The 18,679-nt window shown below is 73.0% G+C and carries 16 protein-coding genes; 4 read left to right on the top strand and 12 right to left on the bottom strand.

Annotation, left to right across the window (positions count from 1 at the left end; all coding sequences use genetic code 11):
* Nucleotides 1-150: 150 nt before the first annotated feature.
* Entirely contained in the window at nt 151-564 is a 414-nt protein-coding gene (locus tag ABZT74_RS09365; RefSeq protein ID WP_355863205.1) for a rodlin, read from the bottom strand.
* A 250-nt stretch (nt 565-814) separates the two neighbouring features.
* On the opposite strand from ABZT74_RS09365, the gene ABZT74_RS09360 reads away from it, so the two are divergent.
* The 3 genes from ABZT74_RS09360 (at nt 815) to ABZT74_RS09350 (ending at nt 2,956) form a co-directional block, all read left to right on the top strand.
* Nucleotides 815-1,231, top strand: a complete 417-nt coding sequence (locus ABZT74_RS09360; RefSeq protein WP_356171967.1) for a rodlin — start codon at nt 815-817, stop codon at nt 1,229-1,231.
* A 356-nt stretch (nt 1,232-1,587) separates the two neighbouring features.
* Nucleotides 1,588-1,845, top strand: coding sequence for a chaplin (locus tag ABZT74_RS09355; protein ID WP_356171969.1), 258 nt, complete (start codon nt 1,588-1,590; stop codon nt 1,843-1,845).
* Between the two features lie 133 nt (nt 1,846-1,978).
* Nucleotides 1,979-2,956: a chaplin gene (locus ABZT74_RS09350; protein WP_356433882.1), complete on the top strand. Its 978-nt coding sequence runs from the start codon at nt 1,979-1,981 to the stop codon at nt 2,954-2,956.
* 74 nt (nt 2,957-3,030) lie between these two features.
* Here ABZT74_RS09350 and ABZT74_RS09345 read toward each other — a convergent pair whose 3' ends face one another.
* A complete protein-coding gene (locus ABZT74_RS09345) occupies nt 3,031-4,302 on the bottom strand; it encodes an FAD-dependent oxidoreductase (protein WP_356171975.1) in 1,272 nt (423 codons plus the stop codon).
* Nucleotides 4,302-5,750, bottom strand: a complete 1,449-nt coding sequence (locus ABZT74_RS09340) for an ATP-grasp domain-containing protein (RefSeq protein WP_356171978.1) — start codon at nt 5,748-5,750, stop codon at nt 4,302-4,304. The genes ABZT74_RS09345 and ABZT74_RS09340 overlap by 1 nt, the downstream gene beginning before the upstream one ends.
* Before the next feature lie 237 nt (nt 5,751-5,987).
* On the opposite strand from ABZT74_RS09340, the gene ABZT74_RS09335 reads away from it, so the two are divergent.
* Complete coding sequence (locus ABZT74_RS09335) at nt 5,988-7,346, top strand: glycosyl hydrolase (protein WP_356171981.1); 1,359 nt, start codon at nt 5,988-5,990, stop codon at nt 7,344-7,346.
* Nucleotides 7,347-7,368: 22 nt separating this feature from the next.
* Here the strand turns inward: ABZT74_RS09335 and ABZT74_RS09330 are convergent, their stop codons facing one another.
* From ABZT74_RS09330 to ABZT74_RS09290, 9 genes are all read right to left on the bottom strand, one after another.
* Entirely contained in the window at nt 7,369-8,496 is a 1,128-nt protein-coding gene (locus ABZT74_RS09330) for a GNAT family N-acetyltransferase (RefSeq protein ID WP_356171983.1), read from the bottom strand.
* A complete protein-coding gene (locus ABZT74_RS09325; protein ID WP_356171984.1) occupies nt 8,493-9,149 on the bottom strand; it encodes a lipopolysaccharide biosynthesis protein in 657 nt (218 codons plus the stop codon). The genes ABZT74_RS09330 and ABZT74_RS09325 overlap by 4 nt, the downstream gene beginning before the upstream one ends.
* Nucleotides 9,150-9,166: 17 nt before the next feature.
* Complete coding sequence (locus ABZT74_RS09320; RefSeq protein WP_356433880.1) at nt 9,167-10,279, bottom strand: glycosyltransferase; 1,113 nt, start codon at nt 10,277-10,279, stop codon at nt 9,167-9,169.
* Nucleotides 10,279-10,971 (bottom strand): polysaccharide deacetylase family protein, encoded by a 693-nt coding sequence (locus ABZT74_RS09315; protein WP_356434076.1) that lies wholly within the window; start codon nt 10,969-10,971, stop codon nt 10,279-10,281. The genes ABZT74_RS09320 and ABZT74_RS09315 overlap by 1 nt, the downstream gene beginning before the upstream one ends.
* A 52-nt stretch (nt 10,972-11,023) precedes the next feature.
* Nucleotides 11,024-12,967: a lipid II flippase MurJ gene (locus tag ABZT74_RS09310; RefSeq protein ID WP_356434074.1), complete on the bottom strand. Its 1,944-nt coding sequence runs from the start codon at nt 12,965-12,967 to the stop codon at nt 11,024-11,026.
* A 281-nt stretch (nt 12,968-13,248) separates the two neighbouring features.
* Nucleotides 13,249-14,652 (bottom strand): O-antigen ligase family protein, encoded by a 1,404-nt coding sequence (locus ABZT74_RS09305; RefSeq protein WP_356433878.1) that lies wholly within the window; start codon nt 14,650-14,652, stop codon nt 13,249-13,251.
* A 4-nt stretch (nt 14,653-14,656) separates the two neighbouring features.
* Nucleotides 14,657-16,090, bottom strand: coding sequence for an exopolysaccharide biosynthesis polyprenyl glycosylphosphotransferase (locus ABZT74_RS09300; protein ID WP_356433876.1), 1,434 nt, complete (start codon nt 16,088-16,090; stop codon nt 14,657-14,659).
* Nucleotides 16,087-17,286 carry a glycosyltransferase gene (locus ABZT74_RS09295; RefSeq protein ID WP_356172001.1) on the bottom strand — a complete coding sequence of 400 codons (1,200 nt, stop codon included), beginning with the start codon at nt 17,284-17,286 and terminating at the stop codon, nt 16,087-16,089. The genes ABZT74_RS09300 and ABZT74_RS09295 overlap by 4 nt, the downstream gene beginning before the upstream one ends.
* Before the next feature lie 40 nt (nt 17,287-17,326).
* Nucleotides 17,327-18,493: a DUF3344 domain-containing protein gene (locus ABZT74_RS09290; RefSeq protein WP_356433874.1), complete on the bottom strand. Its 1,167-nt coding sequence runs from the start codon at nt 18,491-18,493 to the stop codon at nt 17,327-17,329.
* Between the last annotated feature and the right edge of the window lie 186 nt (nt 18,494-18,679).

Raw genomic sequence — 18,679 nt, 5'->3', positions numbered from 1 at the left:
ACAGTGCTGCGGATCGTGGGGTTGCGGGGAGTGCCCCGAATGGCCCACGGGGTGTTTCCGGGCCGGGACGTCGCCGCCGCTGTCGTCGGGGAGGTGACAGCGGCAGCGGGCCGCCGCAGGTGCCGGCGGCCCGCTGTACGCGGCGACGGGTCAGCTGTGGGCCGAGCCGTTGCCCGACAGGACCGGGATGTTGTCCAGGACGTGCGACAGCGGCTCGTCGCCCTTGGCCTGGGTGGAGTTCTCGGTGCACTGCTGGTTCTGCGGGGCCGACAGGATCGGCACGTCCTGGGCGACGGTGACCGGGATGAGGCCGACCAGCGAAGCGAGGTTGGCCTTGGCGGGCAGGCCGATGCAGGGCTTGTTCAGGGAGCCCTGGATGAGCGCCATCTGCGGGCTCATGTTGCCGTACGTGGCCTGGTTGCCGTAGATCTGCGCGGCGCCGTTGCCGTTGGTGGTGGTGACACCACCGTCGTTGCCGATGGCCAGCGCCTGCGGCGCGGCGGCAGCCGTGGCTCCGACGACGGAAGCGGCGATCGCCGCAGCAGCCATAACCTTCTTGATCACTTGCTGATCCCTTCTGGAGTAACCCCGTCCACCGGAGCGACCTGGACAACTGAACCCGGCTCGCATAGTTGCTGCGATTCACCCCAATGGCCCATATGCGGGGTGTGAACGTCACGTGCTCGGGCCAGAGGTTCCGTGAATTCGGACGCCGTGAACGGTCCGATCGGGTGATGTCGCGAAACCAATCCCGCCGGCTCCGGTTGATGTGGGAGCAGGAATATGTTTCGCAGCAGGAAAGGAACCCGGAGAAATGCTCAAGAAGGCAATGGCCGTGGCGGCTGTCGCGGCTTCCGTCGTCGGTGTCTCGGCGGCGGCCGCCCCGCAGGCGCTGGCCATCGGCAACGACGACGGCGTCACCACCACCAACGGGAACGGTGCCGAGCAGTCGTACGGTAACGCCGTCACCAAGGGCGACCTGAGCCCGCAGTCCTCGCTCGTGCAGGGCTCGCTGAACAAGCTCTGCCTCGGTGTCCCCGTCAAGGCCAACGCGGGCTCGCTCGTCGGCATCCTCGTCCCGGTCACCGTTCTTCAGGACGTGCCGGTCCTCTCCGCGCCGCAGAACCAGCAGTGCGCCGAGAACTCCACCCAGGCCAAGGGTGACGAGCCGCTGTCGCACATCGCGGACAATATCCCGGTCCTGTCGGGCAACGGCTCCCTCGGCAGCTGACCCCCGGACGGGCCCGGGTCGCGCGCTCCGTCCGACGCGCGCGGCCCGGGCCCGTCCTCGCGCTCCCACCCGTACGGTGAGGCCCCCATTCCCCGCTGAAATACCCGTGCGTGAACACTCCCCGGGAATCGTCTTTCTCTTTGCAGGGAAACGCTTCTGATTCGCTCCGCTTCCGAAAGAAGCGTTTCTCCTGTTGCGGCCGCTCGTGCGTCACTTCCGCTCAGGGCGATTCGAGTGAATTACCAAGCGGCGCGCGCTGCGCAGTTTCTTCGGTCGTCCATCCCTCGTTTACAGCCTGCAGGTCATGGTGCGAGCCGTTCAAGTTGTGCTCGCTCGGTTTCGGCCGACAAAGGGGCATGACCGCAGAGAAGGGAAAGCACGTGAAGCACAAGAAGAGCGCTGCTGTCGTCGCCGGCGCGATCATGGCCCTGGGCATGGCTGCCCCGGCCTTCGCGGACGCGGGTGCCGAGGGTGCCGCGGTCCACTCTCCCGGTGTCCTCTCGGGCAACGTGATCCAGGTTCCGATCCACATCCCCGTCAACGTGTGCGGCAACTCGATCAACGTGATCGCCCTGCTGAACCCGGCGCTCGGCAACACCTGCGTCAACGACTGACGCTCTCGGCACCTCAGCCCCCCGGCTGTGCCACGGCCGGCCTTGGACCGCAGTGCGGCCCGAGGCCGGCTTCCTCACTTCTACCAGCAGGAAGACAACAAGAGTGCGACAGAACCTGAGTAGGGGAGTGGTCGTGGCAGCGGCCGCGACAAGCATCATGTCCCTGTACGCCAGCCCGGCGTTCGCGGACTCCGGCGCGGTGTCGGCCGCGTCGGGCTCGCCGGGCGTCGCGTCGGGCAACAACGTCCAGGTCCCGGTGAACGTGCCGCTCAACGCCTGCGGCAACACGGTCGACGTGGTCGCGGCGCTGAACCCGGCCTTCGGCAACTCCTGCGCCAACGGGGCGGGTTCGCACGGCAGGCACGCCGCGCCGCGCATCCCCGCCCAGCAGGACACCGGCTCGGGCCACGGCGGCTCGGGCCACTCGGCCGGCGGCCACGGCGGCGGAGCGTACGGCGGCGGCCACGGCGACTCCGGCCACGGGGACCGAGGTTACGGTCACTCCGGGTACGGCGACTCGGGCCATGGCCACTCGGGTTACGGCGACTCGGGTCATGGCCACTCGGGTTACGGCGACTCGGGTTACGGCGGCTCCGGGTACGGGGACTCCGGCCACGGCGGATACGGCCACGGTCACCCCGGTGGTCACGGCGGCTCCTCCGCACACGGCGGGGCCCACGGCTCTCCCGGTGTGTTCTCCGGCAACCACGCGGGTGCCCCGGTGGACGTCCCGGTCGAGCTGTGCGGCGACACCGTCGACGTGATCGGCATCGGGAACCCGGTGTTCGGCAACGAATGCGGCCACCAGCACACCCCGGCCGGCTACGGCTCCACCCCGGACGAGGACTGCACCCCGCCGCACACGCCCCCGCGGACGCACGAGCACCCTCCGACCGAGACGCCGCTCACGCCCGTCTCGTACACGCCGCCGACCACGGTCCACGAGCAGCCGCCCGCGCCGCCCGCCCCGGAGCACCACCGCTCCACGCACCCCGCCGAGCTGGCGGAGACCGGCGGTGCGGGCCTGCCGGCGACCGCGGCCGTCAGCCTGTTCCTGCTCGCCGGCGGCACGGTGATGTACCGGCGGAGCCGGGTCGCGTCCCGCGCGTGACGCCACGGGGTGCCGGACGCGTCCTCGCGTCCGGCACCCGGATTGTCGGGCCCCCGGTCCCCGGGCCCGTCAGGTCAGTTCCGCGCGCCGAGGCCCTCGTCCGATCCCCTCGGCTGGCGTGACGCGGGCGCGGGAACCCGTGCGCCGACCGGCCCCGTGCGCAGCCGGCGCCCCACACCCCGTACGAGGGTGTCCGCGGTGAAGCCGGCGCCGTGCACGAACCGCATGGCGGGTCCGAAGGCTGACGCGGTGACCAGGCCCGCCATGAACAGCCCCGGCACCGAGGACTCGAAGTCCCGGCCGACGGCCGGGGAACCGTCGGGCAGGGCCGTGACGCTCGCGCGCAGTTCGTCGGCGAGCAGGCCGAGCCGGTCGCGCCGGCCCCGGAAGCCGGTGGCCGCGATGACGTGGTCGGTCTCCAGACAGGTCGGCGTCCCGTCCGCGTCGACCGTCTCGACGCGCAGGCCGATCCCCGACGCGTAGGCCGACGTCACCTCATGACCCAGCATCAGCTCGACGGCGGGCTCGACGCGGTCGCGCACCCACCAGGCGCCCGCGGGCCCCAGCGCGGTGGCCGCGATCCGGGTCCGGGTGGGTTCCGGGAGCCGCCGGAAGAGGCCGGGGCGCTCGGCGTAGAACCAGTTGCGCCAGCCGCAGCCGAGACCGCTGTGCGGGGCACGGGCCGCCCGCCACCACGGCCGGTCCCGGACCGGCGGCACGTCGTTCCAGTTCAGCCGGCCCGCGCGGGCCAGCACCCTGACGCGGGTGCCCTGTTCGGCGAGCAGTGCCGCCGTCTCCAGCGCGGCCTGGCCGCCTCCGATCACCGTGACGTCGCGGTCCCGGAAACGGGAGAGGTCGCCGTGGTGGCTGCTGTGCGACGCCTGCTCGGGACCGAGGTCACGCAGCACGGAAGGCATCTCGACGAAGGGCATGACGCCGACGGCCAGGGCGACCGTCCGGGCGCGCAGCACCTCACCGTCGTCGACCAGGGCCTCGAACCCGCCGGGGCAGGTCCGCACACGGACGACCGTGCGTTCGTCGACATGGGGAACGGCGTTGCGGGCGAACCACAGGCCGTACGAGGCGAACATCCCGACCGGGATCGGTTCGCCGTGCCGGGCGGTCACGCCGCGGCCGGCGCAGTACGTCTCCAGGCGCCAGCGGCCCTCCGGGTCGGAGAGGTTCGACGCCCAGGGCTCCGACTTCAGGAACATGCCGCCGGGCATGTGGTCACGCCAGGAGGCCATGGGGCGGCCGAAGACTCGCAGGCTCAGCCCGGCAGCCGCGGCGTGGGACGCGATGGACAGGCCGTAGGGTCCGGCTCCCACCACCAGGAGGTCGTACATCAGCGGCTGCTCGCTTTCTCGTCGTCGGCAAGGGGGCCGGCCGGAGGGTCGGCCGACGGGGCGGGTGGAGCGGGCAGAGGGACGGTTCCGGCCTCGGCCCGGGGGACCGCTTCGCCGCGCGGACGGACGACCGTCGGGTCCGGTCCCGGGGCGACCGGCCCGCCCACGGGGAGCGCGATCTCCTCGAGCGCGTCGGTCACCGCCGACGGCTCCCGCTCCGTGCCACCCGCCGTCGCGTCCTCGGTCTCCCGGGGCGTGGCCGGTCCGCAGAGCAGACGGCCGGCGCGCTGGGTCAGACGGCGCGGCACGTGCCGGGTCCACAGGCTCCACATCGCCCGGCCCGGAGCGGGATCGTCCGGTGCGTGCCAGGCGAGTTCGCGTCCCCCGGCGCGGGGCCGCAGGGCGCCGAGCGGAGCGTAGTTCTCCACGACGAACGCTCGGCCCGGGAGCGGGACCGGATCGGGCAGCGGACGGTGGGTCAGATCCAGGTGCAGGGCGCGGACGACGTCCAGGCCGCCGCCGTCCTCGAAGAGCCGGAACTGCGCGCCGGGGCGGGGGTTGAAGTCGAGCAGGTGGTAGCGGCCCGTCGTGCCGTCCCTGCGGAAGTCGAGGTCGAAGATGCCCCGGTAGCCGAGCGCGCCGGTGAGCCGTTCGACCAGCGTCTGCAGCTCGGGGTTGGGCGTCCAGCGGCCGACTGCCGTGAGACCCGCGCCGCGCGGCCAGGACAGGTGCTTGCGGCCGGCGCCACCGCCGTGCGTCGCTCCGGACCGGCCGACGTATCCGTGGAAGAACCAGTCGCGGTCGGGCCCCGGCGGCAGGAACGCCTGGAGCAGCAGCGGGCTGCCCGCCTCCGCGCTGCGCAGATAGAGGTCCTGCGCCTCCTGCGCCGAGCGGACCACGACGGTGCTGCGCAGTCCGGTCCCGGCCGGGATCAGCCAGGGGCGGCTCCACTTGGCCATCACCGGCAGCCCCAGCTGCCAGGCCGCGGCGGCGGCCTGTGCCGGGCTCTCCGGGATCAGGGTCACCGGGTGCGGGACACCCACACTCGCGCAGACGGCGGCCAGTTCGGCCTTGTCGGCGACACGTTCGGCGAGGTCACCGGGCTGCTGCGGCAGCAGGTACCCCTCGGCGAGGGCCTCGCCCATGCGGCCCACCGCCAGCGCGCTCGCGTCATCCATCGGGACCAGCACGGCCGGCCGGGACACCCGGGCGGCCACTCGGCGCAACACCGCGGCGATGTCCGCGGTGGACGAACCCGGCGGCGGCGGGGGGTGCATCTCGCACACGAAGCGCGATCTGCGGACGGGACTTCCCTCCGAGTCGGCCACGACATGAACCTCCACACCGGCTCTGCCGAGGGAGCGCACGGCTCCCAGAGTTCCGTGGTGAAAGGGGTTCCGGTCGATGCGCAGCAGAACGGCGGGGACCCGGGAGTCGAGAATCTGCACAGGCTTTTCCTTCGGATCGGCGACGGGGTCGTTGTAGAGGTGGGGAACGCTCCGGGGGGCGTTCTCGGGAAAGGGCCGGAAGGTTCCGTGATGGACGCGCGGACGGGTGGGTCACCCGTGCGAGTGATCATCAGGTCCGAAGGCAGGGGCCTCGGTTGGCGGAATGGGTATTCGTATGACTGAGTGTCAGTAATCGGAGATGTAAATCCGAGAAACAAGAGGGAGAGAGGAGCAGGCATGGCCCCACAGCAGCATCGGCCCCGGAACAGAAGGCTGGCGTTCGTCGCGGCCGGCATCGTCACGTCGGTCGCGCTCGCGTCGGGTCCGGGATACGCCGTGGGCGCCGGGGTGGGTCGGGTCGGCGATCCGCCGGCTCCCACACCCACGGTGGTGGCACCGCCCGCGGCCTCCCCGACCACCGGCGGGGCGCAGACCCCGCCCCCGGTCGTTCCACCGGTCGGCACGCCCGCCGCGTCCGGCAAGCCCGCGGCGGCCGCGACACCCACGCCCACCGCACAACCGGCCGTCCAGCAGCCCGCCTTCGGCGCCTACCTGGACTACGGCGCCAGGGGTATCGCCCGGATCGCCCAGCTCAGCGAGTGGCTGGGCGGGACCGAGCTGCGCGTCGGGCACACGTATCTGCCCGGCGACCGCTGGAGCAACATCGAGGGCGCGCCCGGCTTCCTGGACGCCTGGGCGGACTGGCGTCGCGAACAGGCCGACCGGATGCTCGTCCTCAACGTCCCGATGATGGAACGCAACGAGGACGGGGTCTCCGACAGCGAGGTCCGGAGCCTGCTCGCCGAGGGCGCCTCCGGAGCGTTCGACAGCCACTTCCGGGCGCTCGCCGAGCGTCTTGTCGAGCTGAAGGTGCCGGACACCGTCATCGTGCTCGGCTGGGAGATGAACGGCATCACGTACACCCATCGCTGCGGTCCCGACCCGGAGGCCTGGAAGAAGTACTGGAACAGAATCGTCACCACCATGCGCGCGGTGCCGGGGCAGAAATTCAAGTTCGATTTCGCCCCGAACCGCGGCCGGGACGGCGTTCCCTGGACACAGTGCTATCCCGGGGACGACACGGTCGACATCATCGGCATGGATTCGTACGACCAGCCGTCGGGGCTCTCATTCGACGAGCAGGTGAAGGAGCCGTACGGGCTTCAGGAGCAGGTCGACTTCGCGAAAGCCCACGGCAAGCCCATTTCCTATCCCGAATGGGGGCTTTTCCGCAACGGCGACAACGCGGAGTACATGAAGCGCATGCTCGGCTGGATCGACGAGCACAAGCCGCTGTACAACACCCTCACCGACTACTGTCCGCACGGTGTGTGGCAGTGCGAGGACAACCCGAAGGCGTCCCAGGTCTACCGCTCCGTGCTGTCCGGCCTGACCGATCCGACGGACCCGCCGACGACCGAGCCGAGTCCCGAGCCGACGCCGAAGCCCACTCCCAAGCCCGAGCCGACCAAGCCGGTCACGCCCGTTCCCCTTCCCCCGCCGAACTGTTCGCCGCTGGACCTGGGCGACTGGGTGGAGTACTGGATGGGCGGGAAGCTGTGCCTGCGCTTCGACTGGTGGTCGCGCGACCGGTGAACCCCGGGTGGCGGCGGGTCGTTCAGGGCCTGCCGCCACCGCGTTCCCTCCAACTGCGCAGCAGCTCCTTGCCCCGCCGGCGCGCGGCGACGTCGCAGACGACCGCCGACATCAGCGGCGCGGTGAACCGGCGGGCGAGGAGCAGGCGCTGGTTGACCACCGGCTCCGGACGCCAGTGGCGTTTGTACGGTTCGTCGCCGCGCAACAGGCTCAGGGTCCCGCGGACGCCCGCCTCGGTGTGCCGGGAGCACGCGTTCAGGAGCATCACCGCGACGTCCGCCTTGCGTTCGCGCAGCCGTGGATGGGCACCGTACAGATAGCCGCCCGCCAGCCGGGGCGACAGCAGCGTGAGGTCCACGGCGACCACCATGTCGTCGAGGCGGAACTCGGTGACCACCGCGTCCCCGGAGCGCACCATCGGGACCACCGAGCGGACCAGATGCTCGGCGAACCGCTCCTGGAGGTGCTCGGTCGTCACCTTCCGGCCCTGCCACTGCAGCTGGTGCAGTTCGAGGAGCCGGCGCAGCGCCGCGTCCACCTCGTCGAGGCCGACGTCCCGTTGCTCGACCCCCAGCGCGGTGAGCTTGCGCAGCTTCGCCCGGACACGCTGGGCCTTGGACGAGGGCAGCCGGCCCACCAGTTCCTCCATGGAGGCGGCGGGCAGCTCCAGGCACAGCGAGTCGCCGACCCGGCGGCGCGGGCCGCTCCAGCGCTCGTAGATCCGTTCCACCGCTCCGCCGGGACGGACCTCGCGGAAGTCGATCAGCGCGGTGCGGGCGGCGGCCGACAGGCCCTCGGTGAGCGTCGCGGCCCACCGGTCGGCCTGCTCGTCGTCGAGGAGCACGTCCGCGTAGTCGGAGATGGCCCCGCCGAGCGGAACGAGGGCGGGCAGGGGGCGGCGGACCAGCATCAGGGGTGCGACCGCCCGCAGCTCACCGTCCTCGCGGACGACCACCAGACGCAGCCGGCCGGGTGTCCCGTACGACAGCCACCACGAGTGCAGCCAGGCGTGGCTCTGGAACGCGGTGACGGCGCCGCACCGCCGGTACAGGCGGTCCCAGGCGGCCGCCAGTGCCGCGAACTCCCGCTCGTCGGTGATGAGTTCCGCTCGCGCGGTCCTCCGTACATCGGTCCGGAGCGTCTCGGTCACAGCGCTCCGTGCACATCGGCGGCGATGGCGGGGCTCGGCACGGAGGCCGGCCCGGCCGCGTCGGTGGACCGGCGGGGGCGGACCAGCAGCACGAGACCGCCGAGCAGACCGCCCGCGCTCGCGCCGACCAGACCGGTCACCGTCGGCGACGCGGAGGACGCCGAGGCCGGCTTCACCGCGCGGGAGAACGACAGCAGCTGGACGTGCGTGTCCTTCTGGCTGTCGTTGGCGTGCTGGGTCAGCGAGCGCGTGACCGCGTTGGCCATGTCGGCGGCGCGGTCGGGGCGCGAGGAGGTGGCCGAGACGGCGACCATCGGGGCGTCCGGGGAGGTCGCCGTCCGCACGTCCGCCTGCAGTGTCTTGACGGGAACACCGGCCCAGACCTGCGCGTCGCCGAGGACCGCGAGCTGGGTCGCGACCCGGCCGTACGCCTGGGCGAAGCCGAGCGCGGCCGACGGGTCGCCCTTGTCGGTCGGCACGGCGATGACATAGCTCGTCGCCGTGTAGGTCGGGGTCTTCACCACGCCGTACGCGCCGCCGAGCAGTCCGCCGAGCACGGCTCCGGCGGCGAGCAGCGACCACGGCGGCATGGTCTTCGCCCGGGCGAGGCGCGTTCCGGCGGAACGGTGGCCCCTGGTGAGGTTTTCGGACATGAGGAACTCACTCCAGTTCAGGTGCGCGAGACAGCGGCCGCGTACACGTCCATGAGCTGTGCGGCGCTGCGGGTGATGCAGTAGTGGTGGGCGGCGTCCGCGGCCGCGCGGGGGGCCGGGCCCTCCGTACGGACGCGGGCCAGGGCGCGGACGAACGAGTCCGGGTCGCCCCCGACCCGCACGGCGCCGCGGGCCGCTTCGGGCGGCAGGTCCTCGACGGCCGGGCAGGAGACGTACAGCACCGGCAGTCCGGCCGCCATCGCCTCCACCACGGCCAGCCCGAACGCCTCCTCGGGGCTGGGCGAGGCGAGGACGTCCATGGCCCCTATCAGCGACGGCAGGTCGGCGCCGGGGGAGCCCCCGGTGGGGCGCTCGCCGGTGAACAGCACCCGGTCCGCGACCCCGGCCTCGTGCGCGGCCCGCCGCAGCACGCTCTCCTCCGTGCCGCCGCCGACGAGCAGCAGCCAGCAGTCGCCGGGCAGTTCGGCCAGCGCCCGGATCAGGACGTCGAACCGCTTGCCCGCCGCGAGCCGCCCGACCCCGCCGACGACGTACGCGCCCTCCGGCAGCCCGAGCCTGCGGCGGGTGCGTTCGCGCAGCACCGGGTCGAAGCGGAAGCGGTCGACGTCGACGCCGTTCGGCACGACCTCGATGCGCGGCCCGGGCACGCCCCAGCGGCGCAGCCGGCCGGCGACCGTGGGGGACACGGCGACGGTGGAGCGGCCGAGCCGCTCACTGGCCAGGTAGAGGGCGCGGACGCCGGAACTGAGCCGGCGCCCCTCCATCTGGGAGTCGCCGAGGGAGTGTTCGGTGGCCACGACGGCCTTCACCCCGGCCAGCCGTGCGGCGAGCCTGCCGTAGACGCAGGCCCGGTAGAGGTGGGTGTGCACGAGGTCGTAGCGACCCGCGCGGATCACCTTCACCAGCCGGGGGAGCGCCCCGAGGTCACGGTTGCCGGCCATGCCGAGGTCGATCACGCGCACACCGTCGTCGGTGAGTCCGGCGGCGACGGCACCCGGGTTCGTGAGCGTCACGACGTCGCACTCGACGGGAAGGTGGCGCAGCAGCAGCCGCAGTTGCTGCTCGGCGCCGCCCACCCCGAGACCGGTGATGATGTGCAGCGCCTTCATCAGACCCCCTCGACGGGGCGCCGTCGCAGACGGTGCAGCTTGTGCTTCAGGAGCAGGCGTACGGGAGTGTCGTTCTCGCCGACGTGCACGCGGGGAAGGGCGTGCGGGCCGGTCAGCGGTCCGGGGTCGATCGCGCACCCGTAGCCGTAGCCGGCGTCGCGGACCGCCTCGACGACCCGCTCGTCGATGGTCCCGTAGGGGTAGCAGAAGCCCTCGACCGGAGCACCGATCAACTCCGAGAGCACCGCTCTGCTCTCCACGACCTCGGCCTGCAGCACCGTGTCGTCGGCCTTCGTCAGGTCGACGTGGGTCAGCCCGTGCGAGCCGACCTCGACGCCCTCGGAGGCGGCGGCGAGCCGGATGCCCTGCTTGGACAGCAGTTGCTTGCGGGGGCCCAGCGGATCCCAGCCGTTGTCGCCGCCGAGCCGCCCGGGCAGCACGAAGAGGGTGGCGCCGAAGCCGTACCGGTGCAGGAGGGGGAGCGCCGCGTCGACGAAGTCCGCGTACCCGTCGTCGAAGGTGAGGCCCACCAGGTCACGGCCCTCGCCGCGGGCGCGGGCGGCGAGCAGGTCGGTCATCCCCACCCCGCGCAGTCCGCGGCGGCGCAGCCAGCTCAGCTGCTGGTCGAGGCGGTCCGGGGAGACCGTGATGCGGTACGGGTCGTCGGAGCAGTCCCCGACGGAGTGGTACATCGCCACCCAGGGCGGTGCGTCGAGGGAGTTCGTGCCGGTACGTCTGCTGCTGTCAGCGGAAACGGGCATGCGGAACCCTTCGTGTCACGGAACGGAGTGCGGGTGCGAACCCCTCGACCCGGAGGATCCAGGCCAGCAGGGCGAAGACGACGGTCACGACCGTGCCGCCGAGGACGAGGCCGAGGAGCGGGGAGTCCGGGCGGCTCGCGCACAGACCCCCGGCCACCGCGGCGACCAGCGCGGCCCGCAGCGGTTTGCCGATCTCGGTCAGCACCCGGCGGGTGCGGATCGGCACACTGCGCGGACCCGTGCCGTACAGCAGGAGCACGGCGCTGAGGGTGATGCCGGTGGCGTTGGCGGCGGCGATGCCGCACACCCCCCACGGGCCGACGGCCAGGACGCCGATCCAGGAGGTCGCGATGATCCCGGCGGTCATCGCGAACAGCGGGTACCAGGTGGGGCGGCCCGAGGAGAAGTACGACCGCACGAGCGCGCCGACCAGGGTGTGGCCGAGCAGCCCGAGCGCGTACACGCGCATGACCGATGCCGTGGCGGCCGTGTCCGCGGCGGTGAACGCGCCCCGCTGGAACAGCAGCTGGATGATCTGCGGGGCACACGCGACGACCGCCGCCGCGCCCAGCAGCACCGTGCAGGACACCAGCGCCAGATCGCGCTCCACCCGGTCACGGGCCCGCTCCGTGTCCCCCTCGGCGATCGCCTGAGCGACCACCGGGAAGGTGACCGTGCACAGCATCAGGGAGAGGACCATCGGCATCTGCGCCACCTTCTGCGCGTAGTTCAGATGCGAGATGGCCCCGGCGGGCAGCGAGGAGGCCAGGAAGCGTTCGACGAGGACCTGGGACTGCCGGCAGAGCGCGAAGAGCAGCACCGTGCTGACGAGCGTCAGATCCATCGGGCGCGCCGGCTCGCCCTCCAGGAGCTCGCCGGCCGACTCCTTGCGCCGCAGCTGCCGCCCCACCGAGGGGAGCTGCGCCACCACCATCAGGGCGCCGCCGACCGCGACGCCGAGGGCTGCCGACCGCACGCCCCAGCGGCTGCCGAGCACGAACATCGCCGCGATGATCCCTGCGTTGTACGCCACGTAGATCGCCGCCGGAGCGACGAACCGGCGGTGCGCCCGCAGGGCCGCGCTGCAGTAGCCGGCCAGTCCGAAGGAGAACACGCAGGTCGCGGTCAGCCGGGTGCAGTTCACCGCGAGCCGGGGGTCGGGCAGGCCGGGCGCGAGCGCCTCGACGAGGTAGGGGGCTCCGGCGATCAGCACCGCGCCGACCGCGGCGAAGGCGAGCGTCAGCCGCGGCAGCGTGGCGGCGACCAGGGCCCGTACGGGATCTCCCGCGTCCCCCCGCGCACGCCGGGCGACGGCCACGCTGAACAACGGGACCAGCACGAAGGCCAGTCCGTCCTCGATCAGCAGCGTCGCCGCGAACTCCGGGACCGTCCACGCGACCAGGAACGCGTCCGTGTCCGATCCGGCTCCGAACAGGTGGGCGAGCGCCTGGTCCCGGCCGAGGCCGAGGACGGCTCCGGCGATCGAGAGCGCGATGGTGACGAGCGCGGCCTTGGCGAGGAACCGGTTGGAGACGGCCGCTTCGGAGCGGCCCTCCTCCTTCCCGGCGCTCGGGGACTCGGCGTTGCCACCGGGTCCAGCGGGTCCGCCGGGTCCGGTGGAGGACGGCGGACCGGTGCGGGCGGTGGGGAGGGAAAGGGGTTCCGCGGTGGGCGCGGCGCCGGCGGACCGTCCGCCGCTTCCGTACGGGTTGCCTGGCGAGGTGTCGCTGACTGGCCGTTCCGCCTGTTCCGCGGAGGCTCGGCTGTTGCTGTTGCTGTTGCTGTTGCTGTTGCTGTTGCTGTCGCTGCCGGGGCCGCTGCCCGTCGTGTCCCCGGTCCCGGTCCCGGTCACGGTCCCGATCCCGGCCCCGATCCCGATGCCGGTTCCGCTGACCGCTGAGGTCGGACCGCCGGGACCGCCCCACAGGACAGCCGGCACCGGTTCCGTGGCTGTGCCCACGCTTGCGGGCGTGCCCGGTTCAGGGGCTGCGGCGAGTGCCGCGACCGTCGAGAAATCCGCCGCCGTCCCGGTGGCGGTCCCGGTGGCCGCCAGACGGGCGGCCTCCCTTCCGACGGCCGGTCCGTCGTCCGGCTCGATGTCCGTGACCGGCGGGGCGCTCTCGCCCCTCGTGCCCGCCGCCACCCCCGTGTTCGCGCCCTCGTTCGCGTCCGTGTCCGCGTCTTCCCCCGCCCTGGGCGGCGTGACCGTCATCGCGCCGTGGCCTCCTCGGGTACGGAGGGGGTCACGACCGTGGCCTCCGGGCCTGCCGGGGTCGCCGGGTCGACCAGCGCCCACCAGCCGATGAGGCCGAACACGACGGCGGTCAGCACCGTGGAGGGGCCGCCGATGTCCGCGTACACGAAGTCGGTCAACTGCCAGACGAGCAGCCCGCACGCGACGAGCGCGCAGTCCGTGCCCGCCGGGATCCGGGCCCCGGTGGACGGGGTTCCCGGGTGCGTGCGGCGTACCCGGACGAGCCCGCGCAGCGCGCACACCAGCAGCGCGAGCCAGCTGCCGACCAGCGAGAGCAGCCCGATGAGGCCCTGCTCGCTGAGGACGAGGAGGTACATGTTGTGCGGCGAGAGCAGAGCCTGCTTGTGGAAGGCCGCGCCCGCGCCCGCGATGTCGCTGCCCGCCGAGAGCGCGAGCGAGGCGTGGCCGTCACGGTTGTCGGGAAATCCCTTCAACCCGACGCCGGTGAGGGGGTGTTCGCTCCACATGTCGGTGGCGGCGGCCCACATCGTGTAGCGGTCGACTACCGACTGGTCCGGCGCGTCCGTGACCTGGGTGATGCTCGCGATGCGCTCCTGGAGCATCGCGGTGCCGACGCCGAGGCCGCCCACCAGGATCACCCCGGTGGCGAGAACCACCGCGCCCACCTTGGCCGCACGCCGCAGACCCGCGAGGACCAGCTGCCCTCCGCAGGCCACGGTCGTGGCGATCCAGGCACCCCGGCTGAACGACAGGGCGAGCGGCAGCAGCAGGGCCAGCGCGCACGCCAGGGCGACCGCGCGCTGTCGGGCCGCGCTCGTCCCGAGGGCCAGCGCCACCGCGCACACCAGCCCGAACGCGACGACCGTCGCCATCCCCATCACGTCCGTCGGCCCGAAGGTGCCGACCGCGCGTACGTCCTCGCCCTGGTACGAGGCGCCGGTCCCGGTGACGTACTGCTGCACGCCGACCGCCCCCTGCCACAGCGCCAGGCCGACGAACGACCAGGCCAGCAGCCGGAAGTCGCGCCGGTCGCGCACCGAGAGCAGGACGGCGGCGGGGACCAGCACGAAGATCTGGAGGTAGCGGGCGAGGCCGGTGATGCCGGCTCCCGGGTCCGCCGCCCCGGCGGCCGCGACCGCGATGCCGACCACGGGGAGCCCGAGGACGAGCGCGGCGGTCGCGGACAGCGGCCGCAGGCGGGCCCGCACGAGACGGATCGCACAACTCACCACGACCACACCGGACATGGCGTCCGCGATGTTCGCGCCGCCCTCGCCGCCCGGCGCGATCGGCAGTCCGAGCAGGGCGATCACGACGACGACCGGCAGCACCGGCAGCGCGCGCCGCAGGACGGAGATCACGCTGCCCAGGGGGGTGACGTGCGAGGCGTCGCTCATCGGCTCAGCTTCCCGTCGGACGGACGAGCGCGGCGGCCGTGCGCAGCAGGATGCAGATGTCCTGCCACAGCGACCAGTTGTCGATGTAGGCGTTGTCGAACCGGCAGCGGTCCTCGATCGAGGTGTCGCCGCGCAGCCCGTGCACCTGGGCGAGCCCGGTGATGCCGGTCCGCATCCGGTGCCGCGCGGCGTATCCGGGGTACGTCTGGCTGAACTTGGCGACGAAGTACGGGCGTTCGGGGCGTGGCCCGACCAGGCTCATGTCGCCCCAGAAGACGTTCCACAGCTGGAGCAGCTCGTCCAGCGAGGTGCGCCGCAGGAAGTGGCAGAACGGGCTCATCTTCAGCTCGTTGGCCACGCTCCAGCGGGTCGCCGCCTCGTGCGCGTCGACCGGGCGGTGCGTGCGGAACTTCAGCAGGGTGAAGGGCCGGCCGTCCTTGCCGATGCGCTCCTGACGGAAGACCACGCCCGGTCCGTCGCTGAGCCGCAGGACCACCGCGCACAGCAGCAGCAGCGGACTGACCATAAGCAGGAGGGTTCCGGAGACGGCGACGTCCAGCAGCCGCTTGCCGACGCTCGAACGGCGCAGCGTCATGGAGAGCCTGCGGCAGGCGAAGCCGGCCAGCGTGTGCCGCCCGTCCCGCTCGTACGACGGGGAGTCCGCGTCGACCTCCCACAGCTCGCAGCCCGCCTCCGCCAACGCCCGCAGCATCGGCGCGCGTGCGGCGGCGGGCTCCACCACGAGCACGGACCGCACGCCGTTCTGGATGAGGGCCCGCTGCACCTCCTCACCGGTCGTCAGGACCGGCAGGCCCTCGACGCCGGCCGGCTGGTCGGCGACGACACCGACCGGCCTGACCCCGCAGTTCGGGTGGCGATGGAAGGCCGCCGCCACACGCTGAGCCGTCGCGGCGGGGCCGACGACCAGGGCCGCGCCGGGGCGCAGCACGAGGGCCCGGCGGCGGCGCCAGTGCACCGTGCCGCGGCCCGCGCAGCTGATCGCCGACTGTGCCGCGCAGCCCAGGGCGAGCGTCCGCGCGGAGAGCGCGGCGTCCGGGACGAACGCGGCGACCAGCGCGGCGAGGGTGCACCAGGTGACCACGATCCGCGCGCACAGGGTGGGCAGTTCGTCCAGCAGGACCGGGACGGGCGCCGGACGGTACAGCGACGCCCGCGCGTTCAGAGCGACCACACCGACCAGCAGTCCGACGACGAACAGCGGGTGCCGGCTCCCGGTGAGCGCCTGGCCGGTCGCCATGGCCGCGACGGCGTCCACGGCGACCAGCGGCACCCAGGCGGCACTCCGGGCCGCGGTCCGCCGGCCGGCCGGAAATCTGAAGCCGCCGTCGGCCCCGCGTGGAGGGATGACCGAGACGGGCGAGAATCCGTACTCCCGTGGCTGTCCGCCGGGGGAGGGAACGGTGCTTTCCGCAGTCACGAGTGGATGGACTCCCTGCACTCGGTGTGGTCCCCGCACGTGGCGCTCCCGGCGTGCTGCGCCGGTACGCCGGCCAGCAGTTCGCGGTACACCCCCGCGACCGCGTCGGCCGTGAGGCGCACGTCGTGCGTGGTCAGTACATGGCGGCGCCCCTGGTGACCGAGCGATGCGCGCAGCTCCGGTTCGGACAGCAGTGCGCCGATCGACTCGGCGAGCGGTTCCGGCTCCCGCGCGGGGACCAGGCAGCGGGGGTCGTGGCCGGCCGGGAGGCTCTCCCGGGCGCCGTCCACGTCCGTCATCACGACCGGGCGGCCACAGGCCATGGCCTCCAGCGGGGCGAGCGCCATGCCCTCCCAACGGGACGGCAGGACCACGAGATCGGCGGCCTGGTACCAGGGCACGGCATCGTCGGCGGCGCCGGCGAACAGCACGTCCCGTGGTGCTTCGGCCCGCAGCCGGGCGGCGTCCGGGCCGTCCCCGACGAGTACCAGCCGGGCCCCGGGGACCCGGCGCGGCACGGCGTCCCACGCCTGAAGCAGGACGTCCTGCCCCTTCTGCCGGCACAGCCGCCCCACGCACACCACCAGCGGGGCGGCCGGGTCGACCCCGGCGAGCTGGGGGAGACCCGCGCGGACGACGTCCGCGGGCGCGGGGCGGAAGCGCTCCGGGTCGACCCCGTTCGGGATCACCCGCCACTGGGCGCGCACTCCGGCGTGCACGCCGGTCGCGCGCTCCGCGTCGCTCACGCACACCACCCGGGAGGCCCAACGTGCCCCCCACCGCTCCCACCGGAGCGCCAGCGCGGCCGCGGTGCCGTCGACCGCCTCGAACGACCAGGCGTGCGGCTGGAACACGGTCGGCACCCGTCCGCGCAGGGCGAGCCGGGCCGCGAGACCCGCCTTCGCGCTGTGCGCGTGCACCACGTCGGGCCGCACCCGCGCCAGCACCCGCCCGAGCCGGCGCACCTCCTGCGGCAGCAGCCGCCCCGGCGCGCGCGTCGCCTGCCAGGGCCGCACGTCGGCGCCGAGCTCCCGCACCTCCCGGGCGAAGGCGTTGCCGTCCGGGCAGGCGACGGTCACCCGGGTTCCGGCGGCCAGTTGCGCCCGGACGAGGTCGGCGACCACCCGGGCGACGCCGCCGTCGACCGGCTGCGTGACATGAAGGACACGCGGCGGAGGGTCGGTTGACAGATACATGCGCGGTTCCTTGCTCACGGGCGGCGCGCCGGGGCGCGCGTCACTGCTTCGCGTCGACGGCGGCGAACAGTGCCCCGACCCAGGCCGCGTCCCGGTGCGAAACGATCCGGAAGGCCAACTGGTCACCCCCGGAACGGATCCCCTTGCCGAATTCGAGAACATCCGAGTCGTAACCGAGCGTGTTCGAGTACGCGGGCACCCGCTTCGTCACCGCAGGTCCGGGGTCGCTGATGGTCGAATTCAGCACATCGTCACGAGGGTTGGCGGAGTCGCTCAGCACGGTCGGCGCGCCGGGACCGGTCGAAAGGGCGAGCGAGTCACCCGTACTCCCGCGGTCGCCGTTGTAGGCGACCAGGCCCACCCGGCCCCTCACGGTCCCGGGGACCGACATCGGGCCCAGCGGCACGGACCGCTCCTCGTCCGGGCCCAGCGTCCCGAAGCCGTCCCACACGGACAGATGCCTGAGCGGCTCCGCCTTCTTCTCGTACGCCACCATCAGCGTCCAGCCGCCCCACGCGCCGGCGGCCGTCCTGCCCTTGGCGACGTTGACCTGGGCCACGGTCCACAGTCCCGCGCCGCTCGCCCTCACCAGCCGGGTGACGTCCGCCGAGGCCTGGAACGCGTCGGCCCCGTGCGCCACCCGGTGCCCGACCACGCTGTCCGCGAGCAGCTCCTTGTACTGGCCGCCGGGCTCGGCGATCAGCACCCGGCCGTTGTCCTTCGGCGGCTTCTGCTCGCCGACGCGAAGGTTGCCGCCCCAGTACAGGCGCGCGTACGAGACGTGCGCCCCCTTGGGCAGACGGACCTCGGAGCGACTGGAGTTGTAGGTGTTCGGGTCCTTGTCGACGTCGATGTAGGACATGTCGAACTGGCCGTTGGCGGCCCGGCCGCCCGCGCGGGCGGTGGAGCACGCGGTCGGCGCGGCGTGGGATACGCGGGGTGTCGCCGTCCGGCCCTTGGGGCCGGAGGTCCTGGCGGGGGTCTCGGAGTGCTTGGCCTTCGCGGAACTCCGGCAGCTGATCGAGGAGTTCGCGGCCCGCACGATCCCGCCGTGCTGGAGTGCGTGGTACCGCTGCGTGAAGGCCAGACTCTCCGCCTCCGTGGCGGGTCCGGCGGCGGTCGCGGCGGCGGCCGGCGCCCACAGGGTGGCGAGGGCCGAGCAGCCCACCATCGCACGGCGCAGCAGCAGACCCGGAGAAATAGGCATGACCGGCGGTGCCCTTTCGGGGAAAAGGTTCTGGACCAGCGGAGAGACGGACATCTGCGGATCGGTTCGGTGCGCGCCGCTCCCCGTCCCTCTTCCGGCGCCTGTCGGCGTCTGGGCACAGACGCACTCGGGAGGCTGCCGACTCTAGCTCTTGTCCGTATTTATGGGTGAAACCTGGGATGTGTG

The organism is Streptomyces sp. NPDC005302 (assembly GCF_040607345.1).
GTDB lineage: Bacteria > Actinomycetota > Actinomycetes > Streptomycetales > Streptomycetaceae > Streptomyces.
Note: the sequence above shows the minus strand (reverse complement) of the source record. Positions and strands in the feature narration are given on the sequence as shown.

Bases quoted from the DNA above. Each gene is read 5' to 3' on its own strand.
- ABZT74_RS09295 (WP_356172001.1), bottom strand. From the start codon at position 17,286: ATGTATCTGTCAACCGACCCTCCGCCGCGTGTCCTTCATGTCACGCAG.
- ABZT74_RS09290 (WP_356433874.1), bottom strand. From the start codon at position 18,493: ATGCCTATTTCTCCGGGTCTGCTGCTGCGCCGTGCGATGGTGGGCTGC.
- ABZT74_RS09360 (WP_356171967.1), top strand. From the start codon at position 815: ATGCTCAAGAAGGCAATGGCCGTGGCGGCTGTCGCGGCTTCCGTCGTC.
- ABZT74_RS09320 (WP_356433880.1), bottom strand. From the start codon at position 10,279: ATGAAGGCGCTGCACATCATCACCGGTCTCGGGGTGGGCGGCGCCGAG.
- ABZT74_RS09345 (WP_356171975.1), bottom strand. From the start codon at position 4,302: ATGTACGACCTCCTGGTGGTGGGAGCCGGACCCTACGGCCTGTCCATC.
- ABZT74_RS09355 (WP_356171969.1), top strand. From the start codon at position 1,588: ATGACCGCAGAGAAGGGAAAGCACGTGAAGCACAAGAAGAGCGCTGCT.
- ABZT74_RS09315 (WP_356434076.1), bottom strand. From the start codon at position 10,971: ATGTACCACTCCGTCGGGGACTGCTCCGACGACCCGTACCGCATCACG.
- ABZT74_RS09325 (WP_356171984.1), bottom strand. From the start codon at position 9,149: ATGTCCGAAAACCTCACCAGGGGCCACCGTTCCGCCGGAACGCGCCTC.
- ABZT74_RS09335 (WP_356171981.1), top strand. From the start codon at position 5,988: ATGGCCCCACAGCAGCATCGGCCCCGGAACAGAAGGCTGGCGTTCGTC.
- ABZT74_RS09305 (WP_356433878.1), bottom strand. From the start codon at position 14,652: ATGAGCGACGCCTCGCACGTCACCCCCCTGGGCAGCGTGATCTCCGTC.